This window comes from uncultured Tenacibaculum sp., assembly GCF_947498805.1.
Lineage (GTDB): Bacteria > Bacteroidota > Bacteroidia > Flavobacteriales > Flavobacteriaceae > Polaribacter.
Genome location: NZ_CANMLT010000010.1, coordinates 75988 through 89610, shown reverse-complemented (window position 1 = coordinate 89610; position 13623 = coordinate 75988). Strand labels below are relative to the sequence as shown.

The window sequence follows — 13623 nt, the reverse complement described above, 5'->3', positions numbered from 1 at the left end:
CTTATTATAAGATTATAGGAATGTTTATCTTTATCTAGTTATATTTGTCTTGCTTTTTTAATACCCCCACAGTTTATGAGGCTTTTACTATTGGTTATTTTTTATATAGTTGTAGGTACAGTTTTTGGACAAGTATCTAAAGATTCTTTGGTTATTGAATTAAAGGAAAAGATAGAGAATGCTCAGAACGATTCTTTAAAGATTGATTATTTAATTAAGCTTACAAAAAAAGTAGAAAAGTACAATATAGAACAGGGAAGAGAATTAATGAAACAGTCCCTAGAAATTATTAATAAGATAGATGTTCCTAATAACTACTTTTTAAAACAAAAAGCATTAATATTAGATGCTTTAGGTAAGTATGAATCCTTGCAAACAAATTATGAAAAATCGCTTGAATTAAGGTTGCAGGCTTTAAAAATTAGAGAACTTTTAAAAGACTCTTTAGGCTTAACTAAAAGTTATCACAACATGGGAATGTTGTTTCGATATCAAAAGGAATATGATAAGTCTAAATTCTATTTCTTTAAGTCTATCGCAATACAAAAGAGAAACATTGATAGTACTCAATTTGCTAGAACTAATAATATGTTAGGTGTGAGCTATTATTATAATAAGCAGAATGACTCGGCAATGTACTATTATAAACTCTCTAGAAATTATTATTCTACAGCTTTTGGAAAAACAAGATCAAATGAAAATATAGCTGCAATTTACTACACGACAGGTGATTATGAAAAAGCAATAGAAATATATAAGGACAACTTAGCACTATACAAATCTGAAAGAAACAATAAATTCATTATTACCGTTCAAATGCATTTGGCTAAAATTTATTCTGATTTAGGTCGACATAAAGAAGCAGTTCATTACATAGATGAAACATTTGCCTATGCTAAAAAATATGGAAACACTTCGAAACTACCTCTGTTGTACCAGTTAAGAAGTCATATTTTTGAGAAAATGGGAAATTATAGGTATGCCCTTGGTTATTACAAAACCCATAAGTATTACTACGATTCTATTTTCAATGTTAAAAATGCAAAGAAGATTACCGAATTAGAGTTGAATTATAAGTTTCAAAAAGAGAAACAAGCAGACAGTTTACAATTCGCAAATGAAAAAAAGGCATTGGAATTAATGACTGAAGTAAAGGAAGCAAGAAATAGGCTTTACATTGTTATATTATTATCAATTTCTATACTAGGAATTACGCTTTTAATTATTGTTAATAATAGAAGAAGGTTGAACAGAGAACGTTTTAAAAAGGAACAATTTGCAAAAGAACTGTTAGATGAACAATTAAAGCATACCACTTATCAAGCAAAACAATTGGTGGCAGATAATAAAATGCGTTTACAGTTTAAGCAAGAGTTTCTTACTAAACTAAAGAAGATAAAGAAGCATGGAGATGATGTGGATGCTTCGGGGTTTCAATCGTTAATTGTAGACTTGACTTCACAAATACAAACCGAAAGTAAGTTTGATTCTATTGGAGATAATATTGAACAACTAGATAAAGAGTTTAATGAAAAATTAATTGCCTTATATCCTGATTTAACAAAGTCTGAAAGAGAGATTTGTGCGTTAATGAGGATGAATTTAAGTATCAAAGAAATTATGATTATCCGAAATGTAACTATGGGATCTGTAAAAGCTTCACGTCATCGTATTCGAAAAAAAATGAGACTAGAAAGGGGACAAGAGCTAGAACAAGCTATTATGGAGTTAGTATAGCTGATAAAGGAAGTTTACTGCTTAAAGAGTTTTTTAATACAACTACTGTTCCTTTTAAATAGATCAATAAAAATTTTAAAATGACCAAATCATTTTTAAAATCTTATATTTATCAAAAAAAGAAGTAAAGAAATTCTTCAAGCATTAAATTGTAATAATTGCTATTATGTCAAACACTCAATTAGAACTAATTGAAAATGCCTTTTTATACTATAAAAGAGGTGATTTTTCATTAGGATATAGAAGCTTGCTAGATGCAGCTTTAAATACCAATTCCGCTTCGGTTTTTAAGAAAGTATTGAATTTTGTTGAAATATACGAGAATACAGAAGAGTCCAACAAAGCCTCTTTATTAAACAATTTTGAAGATTGTAAGGAAGAGATTATAAAAGAAGGAGTTTCTTCTCAGGGTTTATATGGAAAAACAATCTTAAAAGGTAAAGAACTCACCAAGAGCTATAATAAAGGTCGTTTTGTATTAGGACCTATTGATATTGAATTAAAGAAAGGAGATATTTTTGGTTTAGTAGGAGAGAATGGAAATGGTAAAACTACTTTGTTAACCATTTTAGGATCTCTAATTGCTCTAACTTCTGGAAAATTGAATTATTCTTTTTCTTCTGGGAATAATGATGACTATGATTTGAGCTCTAAATTAGTGTATATACCCCAACGTACTCCTGTATGGTATGGACGAGTATTAGACAATTTAAAATTTGCCTTGGTGCATCATGGAGTAAAAGGAGAAATGAATGAACTGTTTGTGCTCATGATGGTGGCAAGATTCGGTTTATGGAAGTATAAAGATTTAAAATGGAGTGAGTTATCTTCAGGATATAAAATGCGTTTTGAGTTAGCAAGAACCATGTTAAGAAGACCAGAGATAATTTTATTGGATGAGCCTCTGGCAAACTTAGATATTTTGGCACAACAAATCATATTAGAAGATTTAAAAATGATGGCAAAATCTCCTGTAAATCCAATAGCTATGATTTTTTCTTCACAACAATTATATGAAGTAGAAAAAATTTCTGATGCGGTAATTTATTTAAGAAATGGAAAGCCTTCTGAATATTTACAGTTAGAAGAGAAAGAAGAACATCATTTAGTTATAGAGCTTGATACCGAAAGTACTAGAGAAGAATTAGAAACGGTTTTTGACAATAATCTTGAAAAGTTAGAGTACAATGGAGGAGTTTATGTACTGTATTTTACTGCAGACTTATCTTTTAATGAGCTGCTAATATTGTTAGCTAACAATGATATAAAAGTTCAATATTTAAGAGATATTTCAAAATCAACCCGACGCTTTTTTGTGTATTAATAATTTAGATTACAGCTATGAATTTTATAAAAAAAATAAACAAATACCTATTAGAGCATTATCCATTGGTATGGAATACACGCTTAGTATGGATGTTAGGAATAGGAATATTTACACATCTTCTTTTCTTTTTATTGGGGCATGCTACCATACAAAATATAGCAGACTTAAAGGAAGAATATCAATTGGCAAACTATTATTCTAGTACTTCTATACTTTACTATAATATATTGTTATCAATTTTTATACTGTTGATTTGGGTTTTGTTTTATTTAAGAAACAATGCTTTTAAAAATCATTATGCGTTAAAAAGAGGAATGTTATTTACGCAATTTTGCTATATCTTTTTAATATTCTTTATAAACATTACGCAATACTATTCTTTTAAACAGGGGTTAATAACGAAGGTTAAACAATTACATAATTGGGAAGAAATAGATGCAGATATTAAATCTTTTAATAAAACAGCATTATTCTTAACTAGAAATTATGATGATTATGAGATTTCAAAAAAGAAATATCCAGCTCCATTTCCATTAGAAGTAGCTTATGAAAATATAAAGGACCAGAGATTAACCGTAGATACTAGTAAGCATTATATAGAGTACAACGGATTCTATTTTCAGTTTTACAAGTTTAATGAAGAGCTTTGGAAAAAAGACGTAGCGCTTTTTGGAGATAATCAGGTTATGTATAAAGATGAATTGAAATATAGAATTGTTAAAGATGTTTCTAATTTCAAGGAATTTATTCATCCTTCATTGTTTAATTATTCAGGTGAAATGTTTGGTTATGGACAAGATTCTTTGGACTACAAGAAACAATTAAAGGGCTATGAGGAGATTTTAAATAAGGGTAATGAAAGGGATATAAAGAATAGTTTAAAAGAGTTTATTTCGTTAGCCAATAAATATGAGATAAAACATAATTTAACAGTTTATAATTGGTTTTTATTAATTGATAATAAACCTAATTATTTGCTAAAAGAATTAATAAATTCCATAGATCCTAAAGATAGATTTGAATATAATTATTCAATTGATGAAAACCTGCACGAGACTTATAAGGCGGCAACAGGAAATGGAGAAATGGATTATATAACAAGTGTTCCGTATTCAAAGACCTTGTATTGTAACTTGGTAGGGTTAGATAATTTTTTTAAAAATGTACATGAGTCATATAATCCAAAATTTGAGATAGAGTTTTTATATTTTCTTATTGCATTTTCGTTTATTTTAGGAGTTATTCTATTTGTTTTTAAAACGACTGATTTGAAATCCTTACTACTAAGTTTTGTAGCGGCAATAGCAATGTTGGTAGTTGTTGTTTTATGTTTGACTTATGCACGTTCAATAGGATATTATTTAGGTTTACAAACTTATATGGAAGTTCTTATGCTTATGGCAATTTCAATAACTATTTTAATCTTTGCTCGAATTGCATATGTTAAATTATGGAGAAAAGTAATTGTCTCTATTTTGTTTACTCTTGGGCTTTTTGCATTACCAAGTATTGTATTATCTACAGTTATGTTGTATGATAAATATATGAGAGCACAAAATATTCTTGTTAAAGGGTATAGAAACCCGTTTATGCAGTGGTTTGATACTTATGGTTTTTGGTTAGTTATGTTTATCTGGCTAATTGCTGTATTTGTGTATTGTAAGTATATCAAACTATTAAAAGTTAGACCTGAGTAAACTAACTATTAGAACTTAATATTTCAAGAACAAATTCTTTAGTCAATGGTTTTCCATTGGCTATTTTTTTGATGTTATCAAACGTAAACACAAAATCACATCCATTTTTATATTCAGAACAACCATAAGCCGATTTTCCCTTTAAAACGGTCCCTTTTTTACATTTTGGACAAGTGATTTTCTCACTGTCTTGAGTCGAACTCTGTTTAGGTGTGGAAGCCCCCTTTTTAGGTTCTAATTTCAACTTAAAATTATCATCGAATCGAACTAAACCTTCAATTTTATCATCTCCTTGTTTAAAGCCTTTCAAATTGGTTGTACACCCTTTATCTATTAAACGGATTAATTGGGTTTCTGAAATCTTTTTTCCTAAAAACTGGAAACTTAACACGAAATCACATCCATTTTTATAATTTGAGCAACCATAAGCTGATTTTCCCTTTAATAATTGTCCTTTTTTACATTTCGGACATTCTTTACCAGCTACTTCTTTCTTTTTAGAAGTTTTTTTAGGTTTTGCTGAAGGAGTCTTGGTTGCAGTTTCAGCAGATAAACGAACTGTTTTTTTATTAGAACGAACTTCGTATACTAAGGTGTCTACCATTCGTTTCATCTCTTTTATAAAAAGAGAGGCACTGTACTCACCGCGTTCAATCTCTTTTAAACGTTTTTCCCAAAGTCCAGTAAGTTCAGCAGATTTTAATAATTCATTGTCTATTAAATCAATCAAATCAATTCCAGTTTGTGTTGGAATGATTAATTTTTTTTGCCGTTCTATATATTTTCTTCTAAATAAGGTTTCAATGATACTAGCTCGGGTTGATGGACGTCCAATTCCATTTTCTTTCATTAAATCCCGCATTTCGTCATCATCAACTTGTTTACCAGCGGTTTCCATAGCACGTAGTAAACTTGCTTCTGTATAATTTCGTGGAGGTTTGGTTTCTTTTTCTAAAAATGAAGGTTTATGTGGACCTTTTTCTCCTTTTTCAAAGGTAGGAAGTACGTCTTTATCTTCATCTTTCTTTGAATCACGACCAAACTCAAATACAGTACGCCAACCTTTGGTTAAAATTTCTTTTCCAGAAGTTCTAAAAGGTACTTTATCAGCTTCACCTTTTACTTCAGTTTTAGCAATATCACTATCAGGATAAAACACTGCAATAAATCTACGAGTAATAATATCATATACCTGTTGCTGGTTGTATTGTAAGCTAATTTCTACTCCTGTAGGAATAATGGCATGGTGATCTGTAACTTTTTTATCGTTAAATACCTTAGTGGATTTACGAATCTTCTTTTCTAAAAGCGGTTGTGTTAAACTAGTAAATTGTTTTAGGCCTTTTAAGATGTTAGGAACTTTAGGGTAAATATCATTAGGTAAGAAAGTAGTATCTACTCTAGGATAGGTAACTACTTTCATTTCATATAACTTTTGAACAATTTTTAAAGTCTCATCAGCAGAAAAACCAAATTTTGTATTGCAATACACCTGTAATCCTGTTAAATCAAAAAGCTTAGGGGCATATTCTTTTCCTTTCTTTTTGACAACAGAAGTTATTTCGAAATCGGCTTCTTTTACTTTATTGGCAAAAGCTTCTCCTTCTTCTTTTTTTAAGAATCTACCTTCTTCACAACTAAAGAGTGTATTTCTATATAAAGTTTGTAGTTCCCAATAGGGTTGTGGCTTAAAATTTTGAATTTCTTTAAATCTATTTACCAACATGGCTAGGGTAGGAGTTTGCACTCTACCAATAGATAATACTTGCTTATATCCACCAAATTTTACTGTGTACAAACGTGTGGCATTTAAACCTAACAACCAATCACCTATAGCACGAGAATATCCTGCGTAGTACAGATTGTTGTAATCGTCGTTGGCTTTTAAGTTGTCAAAACCTTCTTTAATAGCTTCTTCGGTAAGTGAAGAAATCCATAATCGCTGAATTTCACCTGTATATCCAGCTTGGTTAATTACCCAACGTTGAATCAATTCTCCTTCTTGTCCGGCATCCCCACAGTTTATAACAACAACTGCTTTTTCAAATAATCCTTTAACAATATTGAATTGTTTCTGAATACCTAAATCGTCGGTTACTTTCGTATCAAACTTATCTGGAAGCATAGGGAGATTGTTTAAATCCCAACTTTTCCAGTGAGGTTTGTAGTCTTTAGGTTCTAAAAGTGTACATAAATGACCAAAAGTATAAGTAACCGCATACCCATTACCTTCGAAATATCCATCTCGTTTGGTATTGGCTCCTAAGATATTAGCAATTTCTCGGGCTACACTGGGCTTTTCGGCTATACAGACTTTCATTAAATGAATTTAGAAAGTCGAAATTAGTAAAATATTTATGAATCTAGAAAAGGGTTTTAGGATTGTTTTCCACAGAATACTTATTGATCTTTTACACATCTACAAGATAGTGCCATGAGGGTATTGTTATTGTTGTCTTCCCATTTATTCACAAATGTTTTTTGACTGAACATGAATCGAGCTATAGTAATATTGTTTTCGGGTGAAGACCAAAAAGCAGCAGCAAAACCTAAACCTTCAAAGCCTTTAGGGAGTCCTAATTTTCCAGAAGTATAATATCCCGCTGGCGAGACACTAAATCCTAATGTATTGGTATTGTTAGCTTCATTATCCCAAGAATCAATCGTTCTCATATGAATGGCATGTTTTCCGCGCCATCCACCGGTATTGATAAATTTGCGCTCCATTCCATGTGCAATTTCCAAGTTATCCCACTCTTTATCTGAAGGTAAGTGCCAACCTTTTGGACAGGCATTTCTTAAAGAGTTAATCGTATAGAGTCTACCGTAGGTTTCATTTGGATTATTAGGGTTGAGAAAGGATCCTTTAGCATTGTAACGTAAGTTTTCAGCCATCCATTCTTTGTCACCAATATGTATGGTACTATAAAAATTATTATCTCTTTTGTCTGTAAAGTAGCCAGAAGGTGTAACAACTTTTATTAATGTATCATCCTTTAACAGAAAATCGAAATTTAAAGGGGTATTGGGTGGAGGAATAATATCATCATAGCTTTGAATGTAATTTTTTATTTTTTTTATTGAAGTGTTAATCTTGGATTTATCAATAACTTGTGTATTACATTGATCGTTCATTCCATAGAATGTAAGAACCTTATTTTTATATAAAGTATATCCTTCAACTTCATGTTCATCATAAAAATTAAAATTAGCCATTAATCTTAGGTAGCATTTACCATTTTTTTTATAAAAATAAATCCAGTAAGAATCGTGGTCTTCTGTTGAAAACAAACTATTACCTGTTTTATCTGAGTATGATATTAAAGAGTCTAAGGTTTTAACAACGATTGGTTTTAAAATTATTGAATCTATAGAAGTATGTTTCTTACAACCAATTTGTATAAAAATTAAAAAAACTAATAAGAAAGAATATTGATATTTCATCTTAATAAGATTTTATACAGGGAAATATTACTCAGATAAAAACTTTAGTACAAGTTCGTTAAAAAAACTTGGATTTTCTTCTGGGAAATAATGTGTTTCATTTGGTAAAATAGCCAACTGTGCTCCTTTAATAGCTTCATACATCTTTATCGTGTGTACATTTTTAATTACATCACGATCTCCTGCCATAATCAGGGTTTTGGCTTTAATTACCTTTAAATCATCATAATTTAATTTAGGGTAATATGCCATCAATTTATATAAAGAAATAAAAAGATCATTCTTTCCATCATTGCCTTTTTCAAGTTCTTTAATCGTGTTGAACATCCCGTCTAAATCTTTTAACCCTTGTGGATTAATATTTGCTCCCATGGCAATTAGCTTATTCACTTTTTCTGGATATTTCATAGCCATGATTAACCCAATGATTCCGCCATCGCTCCATCCGAAAATGTGTGTTTTTTTGATTCCTATTTTTTCTAAAAATAAACTTATATCGTTTGCTTCTAAAGTATAGGTAAGCTCTTTGTTGTAATCGAATGAAGAATTACCTCGACCTCTACAATCTACTAAAATCACTTTAAAGCGTTTAGAAAAGAAGTCTATTTGATTCATAAAAGCACTTATAGATTGACCGTTACCATGTAGTAGTAATAAAGGTTCTCCTTCTCCATAAATTTCATAGTATAAATCTACATTGTTAACATTTACATATTTTCCATTTTCATTGTTTCCTATAATATTTTTACCAGTAATCTGAAGAGCTGTTTTTCCGTCAGAGGAAGTCTCTTTCGTGTATATAATATTGAATTGTTGAACATTTACTATTTTATTTTTTCGAATTCCTTCAAACCAAGAATCATTTGCTCGATTTTTTTCAAAACTTCCATTTTCAAGTTTTATGAGCTTCCATTTACCTGAAGTTTCTTTAATTTGAAATTGAAAATTATCGAAATAGAAGTCTCCATTTCCTTGACAAAAAGCTCCAAAAGTTAGAGTTTGAGCACTTGAATCAATTTTACCTACAATTTCAAATTTTTTCCATTCATTGGTTACCTTTTTACTTTTGTCATAGGCATCATTTCGAAAAAAGCCTGTAGTATTATCGTTTTTATCTACTCTAACCCATAAAGCAGATTTACCTTTAGAATTTACTTTCCCATTCTTTAAGTATGCAGAAACTTTAAATTCTGCACCTTCAAACTTAGAAACATTAATAGTTTGAGAGTAAGCTGTCCAGTCTTTTAATATGGCTTTTTTATTTTGAGAGATAGTTGATGAAACAACAAATAATAATAAAAAGTGTAAAATATATTTCATGGCTATTTTTATAATTAAATCAGTGACCGAAATTAGGCTTTTAACTCTGGAAAATCAATATAATTTTGCATTTGAAAAAAACTATCTTAACAAAATTTTAATAAATTATAATTTTTTATATTTAGCATCGTTTACATTGTGTAAATTAAAATCAAACTATTAAATAAATCCTTTTCCCTTATGAAAAAATTATTCCTTTTAGCCGCGTTGTTTATTTCGTTAGCATCGTATTCCCAAATTGAGTTTATTGAAACTACCAGAACAGAAGTAGTAAGCCATGTAGAGTTTGTATATATGGAAAAAGTAGGAGAAGACTCTTATAACTTTTACTATAAAAACATTAATAGTGAAGCTATTAACGAGTATGTACATTTTACGTTTACAAATTTGAACAATGATTTTAATTCTTTGCATCAAATATTTTTAAGAGGTTTTCAAGAAAACCCTAGAGAAGCATTTAAGATCAAAGCAAATGGTGCGGTAGTCTTTTTAAAATTCGAAAGACAAAACGATAATGAAGTTAAAGTGCAAATTAAACAATACGTAAGTAGAGATCCTGACGTGGTTACACAATCTAAATTTATAAGTCAAGATGAAATTAATAAGTTGTTTAGTAATCAATAAAACTAAACATCGTTATAATAAAAAAGCAGCTAAGAATTAGCTGCTTTTTTATTGTGTATAATTAAAGTTCACAACTACCGTCTTTTATGTGTTGTTCTGTTGGATTGTAGTTATTAAACTCAACAGTGTAAGTTCCTTTTAAGCTATTAGAATTTAGTGCAGGTTGTAAGGAGCAAAAGTTTCTTAGATATGAATTGTATCGGATAAGTATACTTCGATTAATTGACTTAAGATTTTTAAATCCTTCTAAGGATTCTAAATAATCATTGTTGGTAATCTCTAAATCATGTCCAATAGTTTCAATACTGTTTAAACCTTTTATGCTTTTTAAGCTGTTATTTTTCATTAATTGAAGTGTACCAGGAACAGCTTTTAAACTATTTAGACCTTCTAAATTAGGAAGTGCATCATTATAGGTTATGATTAAATGTTCTCCAATCGTTGTAAGTTTGCTTAAATGAGAAAGATCTCTTAAATACCTATTACTATGAATTCTTAAATGTCTTTTTATTGAAACTAGATTATCAAAACCTTCAAGACTAGTAATGTTTTTATTGTGTTTTATTGATAAGAAACCGTCTATATGAGTTAGTTTTTTAAAGACTGATACATCATATAATGAATTGTTTGAAGAAATAATTAAAGTACCACAAGTTTCAATATTGTGCAGTCCTTGAAGACTTTCTAAATTGTCATTACCTCCAATATTTATTCCTAATTTTAACGATGTAATATGGCTAAAAACTTGTAAAGATTTTATAGAAGGAGAGTCATGAATTATAAGAGACCCTAACTCTTGAGTTTTTTTTAAGGCATTTATATCGTATAGAGCTTTATTGTTTCCTAGCAAAAGGTCACGACCAATGTGGGTAAGATTTCCAAGACCTTCTAAACTCACCAATTGTTGATTCGATTCAATAATTAAACTTTTATGAACCTTTTTAAGGTTGTGCATGTCATTCATAAAAGTTATTGATAAGTTTTTGAGAGTTAAACTACCATTAACTTCAGTATAACCTTTTTTGGTAAAAGCTTCATATTTTTCATCGGTATCGATAACAATATCTCCCTCATAGACCAAATCTCCTATAGTATTGGAACTATCACTACAGGAATAGCTTATAAAAAGTAGACAAATAATAGAGATTAAGTTGATAGCAATTTTTTTAGTGTTCATTTTCATAGTTGGTTTACATTTTATTATTAATTGTTCTTATTTATTTAAATTCTCGTTGTCTTTTTGCCTCAAAGGTTAAGATGGCGGCTGCAACAGAAACATTCATAGAATCGATTTCCCCTTGCATAGGAATGTTTATGTTTTGAGTGGCCCTCTCTCTCCAGATCTCTGTTAATCCAGTAGCTTCAGTACCTACTACTAAAGCAGAAGCTTCAGTATAATCATTTTTATGATATTCATTAGAGTTTTGCAAAGTAGCACTGTAAATATTAACGTTGTTTTGTTCTAAGAAATCTATAATTTCTTCTGAAGTTCCCACAGCAATTTGATTGGTAAATATACAACCTACACTTGATCGTATAATGTTTGGATTAAACATGTCTGATTTAGGGTTAGTAATAAAAACAGCATCTAAATTAGCGGCATCTGCAGTTCGAAGCATAGCACCAATATTTCCGGGTTTTTCAATACCTTCCATTACCATTATTAATGGAGTAGGAGTGTTGAATGAAACATCTTTTATTGAAAAATCCTTTGTCTTAACTACAGCAATCATTCCTTCAGTAGTAGCTCGATATGCTAATTTTTGATATACCTCTTTAGTAATTTCAATTACTTCACAAGCTTGAGTATCTATATTTTCTAAAAACTCTCTAGAAACAACTTCGGGAAGTATCAATAAGGTTTCTAACGTATAATTTCCTTTGATGACTAATGAAATCTCACGTTGTCCTTCCACAAGAAAAAGTCCTTTTTTCTTACGTTCACGTGATTTCTCTTGAAGTTTAATCAACTCTTTTATATAGGAGTTTTGAATACTGCTAATTTGTTTCATAGGGGCAAAAATACCTATTCTTAGGGATATCGTTTCTAATAATATTTATAAATATTTGTGGTGCAATTGTGATATATGCAGAAATTATAATAGGGGGTAATTTTTGTATATAAAAAAAGCTCGGGGGTGAACCGAGCTCTTTTTATTTATTGATTTTTATATTTTTTCGAATATCGCTTCCAAAGTTTTGTTTGGTGGGATTCCAAACTAATTTTTCTACCTTGAATAAAAGCATCTGTTAAAATATTAGTACGCATATCTAAAGCATCTCCTTCCGAAATAAATAAAGTAGCATCTTTACCAACTTCTAATGTTCCAGCAATTGCATCAATGCCCAATATTTTAGCGTTATTTTGTGTAATTAACTGTACAGCTTTCTCTTTGTCTAAACCATAAGCGGCATAAGTACCTGCATAGAAAGGTAAGTTACGAGTACTCATACGCTCCATACCACCTTCCATACCTAATCCTACTAAAATACCTTTATCTGTTAAGATTTGTGCTGATCTATAAGGTAAATCATAATCTTCATCTTCATCTCCTGGTAAACGATGTGCTCTTTCTAATATTACTGGAATATCATATTTTTTTAACAAGTCCGCTGCTTTTTCAGCACCACGACCACGAACAATTACAATGTCTTGAACACCTAATGTTTTTAAAGTATTCACTGCATCGGTGATTCCTTTTTGACCATTTACATGAACAAATAGTTTTTGCTTTCCATTAAATAAACCTTGTAAAGCTTCATAAGGTAAATTCATAGAAGCTTTATCTCCAGCTAAGTAATTCTTAGCATTATTAAAGTATTTTTTAATAGTGGTAATGCCTTTTTGGTAATTCTTATTTGGTTTTAAAGCAGGATCTTCTCCCATCCACCAACGACCTCTTGAAAATACATTAGGCCAGTTCATATGAATTCCATCATCGGTTTTTAAGGTAGCATCTTCCCAGTTCCAAGCGTCTAATTGTACTACAGAAGACGTTCCTGAAATAACACCACCTCTTGGTGCAACTTGTGCCATTAATACTCCATTAGGACGCATGGTTTCGATTACTTTACTTTCTGAGTTATACGCAATAATACTACGAATATGAGGAAGCATACTTCCAATTTCATCAAAATCTCTAGTAGCTCTAACTGCATCAATTTCTGCCAAACCTAAAGAGGTATTTGCAGCAATAAACCCTGGATATACATGCTTTCCTTTAGCATCTATCACTTTACCTATACGGGCTATTCTCATTTCTGCTTTACCGACAAATGAAATTTTTCCGTCGGTAAACATAATCAAAGAGTTCTCAATAACTTCACCATTTCCTAAATGAGCGGTAGCTCCTTCAATAGAATACCCTTGGGTTTGTTTAGGTGCTGGTGTTTGCTGTGCAAGTAAATTTCCTATGAATAAGAAACATACTAAACTATATATAATTCTAATTTTCATGTTTTGTAGCTTTAAAT

10 protein-coding genes are annotated in these 13623 nt (G+C 30.3%); 4 read left to right on the top strand and 6 right to left on the bottom strand.

Annotated features, from left to right (window positions below):
* The first annotated feature begins 75 nt into the window (after positions 1-75).
* From Q0873_RS17030 to Q0873_RS17020, 3 genes are all read left to right on the top strand, one after another.
* Positions 76-1737, top strand: a complete 1662-nt coding sequence (locus Q0873_RS17030) for a tetratricopeptide repeat protein (RefSeq protein WP_299109647.1) — start codon at positions 76-78, stop codon at positions 1735-1737.
* 166 nt (positions 1738-1903) lie between these two features.
* Positions 1904-3061, top strand: a complete 1158-nt coding sequence (locus Q0873_RS17025; RefSeq protein ID WP_299109645.1) for an ABC transporter ATP-binding protein — start codon at positions 1904-1906, stop codon at positions 3059-3061.
* Positions 3062-3078: 17 nt separating this feature from the next.
* Entirely contained in the window at positions 3079-4761 is a 1683-nt protein-coding gene (locus tag Q0873_RS17020; RefSeq protein WP_299109643.1) for a hypothetical protein, read from the top strand.
* 1 nt (position 4762) lies between these two features.
* On the opposite strand, the gene Q0873_RS17015 is transcribed toward Q0873_RS17020, so the two are convergent.
* From Q0873_RS17015 to Q0873_RS17005, 3 genes are all read right to left on the bottom strand, one after another.
* Positions 4763-7081 (bottom strand): type IA DNA topoisomerase, encoded by a 2319-nt coding sequence (locus Q0873_RS17015; protein ID WP_299109641.1) that lies wholly within the window; start codon positions 7079-7081, stop codon positions 4763-4765.
* Positions 7082-7161: 80 nt separating this feature from the next.
* Positions 7162-8205, bottom strand: a complete 1044-nt coding sequence (locus tag Q0873_RS17010; protein WP_299109639.1) for an FISUMP domain-containing protein — start codon at positions 8203-8205, stop codon at positions 7162-7164.
* Between the two features lie 27 nt (positions 8206-8232).
* Complete coding sequence (locus Q0873_RS17005) at positions 8233-9525, bottom strand: alpha/beta hydrolase (RefSeq protein ID WP_299109637.1); 1293 nt, start codon at positions 9523-9525, stop codon at positions 8233-8235.
* Positions 9526-9705: 180 nt separating this feature from the next.
* Here Q0873_RS17005 and Q0873_RS17000 point away from each other — a divergent pair, with 180 nt between their 5' ends.
* Positions 9706-10149, top strand: a complete 444-nt coding sequence (locus Q0873_RS17000; RefSeq protein WP_299109635.1) for a hypothetical protein — start codon at positions 9706-9708, stop codon at positions 10147-10149.
* A 61-nt stretch (positions 10150-10210) separates the two neighbouring features.
* Here the strand turns inward: Q0873_RS17000 and Q0873_RS16995 are convergent, their stop codons facing one another.
* From Q0873_RS16995 to Q0873_RS16985, 3 genes are all read right to left on the bottom strand, one after another.
* Positions 10211-11326 carry a hypothetical protein gene (locus Q0873_RS16995; protein ID WP_299109633.1) on the bottom strand — a complete coding sequence of 372 codons (1116 nt, stop codon included), beginning with the start codon at positions 11324-11326 and terminating at the stop codon, positions 10211-10213.
* A gap of 40 nt (positions 11327-11366) precedes the next feature.
* Positions 11367-12161, bottom strand: a complete 795-nt coding sequence (locus tag Q0873_RS16990) for an RNA methyltransferase (RefSeq protein ID WP_299109631.1) — start codon at positions 12159-12161, stop codon at positions 11367-11369.
* A gap of 146 nt (positions 12162-12307) precedes the next feature.
* Entirely contained in the window at positions 12308-13606 is a 1299-nt protein-coding gene (locus Q0873_RS16985; RefSeq protein WP_299109629.1) for an amidohydrolase family protein, read from the bottom strand.
* Positions 13607-13623: the final 17 nt, after the last annotated feature.

What these genes read in the sequence shown, in the direction of transcription:
- Q0873_RS17015 (WP_299109641.1), bottom strand. Translation starts at nt 7,081, where the DNA reads ATGAAAGTCTGTATAGCCGAAAAGCCCAGTGTAGCCCGAGAAATTGCT.
- Q0873_RS17000 (WP_299109635.1), top strand. Translation starts at nt 9,706, where the DNA reads ATGAAAAAATTATTCCTTTTAGCCGCGTTGTTTATTTCGTTAGCATCG.
- Q0873_RS17005 (WP_299109637.1), bottom strand. Translation starts at nt 9,525, where the DNA reads ATGAAATATATTTTACACTTTTTATTATTATTTGTTGTTTCATCAACT.
- Q0873_RS17020 (WP_299109643.1), top strand. Translation starts at nt 3,079, where the DNA reads ATGAATTTTATAAAAAAAATAAACAAATACCTATTAGAGCATTATCCA.
- Q0873_RS17010 (WP_299109639.1), bottom strand. Translation starts at nt 8,205, where the DNA reads ATGAAATATCAATATTCTTTCTTATTAGTTTTTTTAATTTTTATACAA.
- Q0873_RS16990 (WP_299109631.1), bottom strand. Translation starts at nt 12,161, where the DNA reads ATGAAACAAATTAGCAGTATTCAAAACTCCTATATAAAAGAGTTGATT.
- Q0873_RS16985 (WP_299109629.1), bottom strand. Translation starts at nt 13,606, where the DNA reads ATGAAAATTAGAATTATATATAGTTTAGTATGTTTCTTATTCATAGGA.
- Q0873_RS17025 (WP_299109645.1), top strand. Translation starts at nt 1,904, where the DNA reads ATGTCAAACACTCAATTAGAACTAATTGAAAATGCCTTTTTATACTAT.
- Q0873_RS16995 (WP_299109633.1), bottom strand. Translation starts at nt 11,326, where the DNA reads ATGAACACTAAAAAAATTGCTATCAACTTAATCTCTATTATTTGTCTA.
- Q0873_RS17030 (WP_299109647.1), top strand. Translation starts at nt 76, where the DNA reads ATGAGGCTTTTACTATTGGTTATTTTTTATATAGTTGTAGGTACAGTT.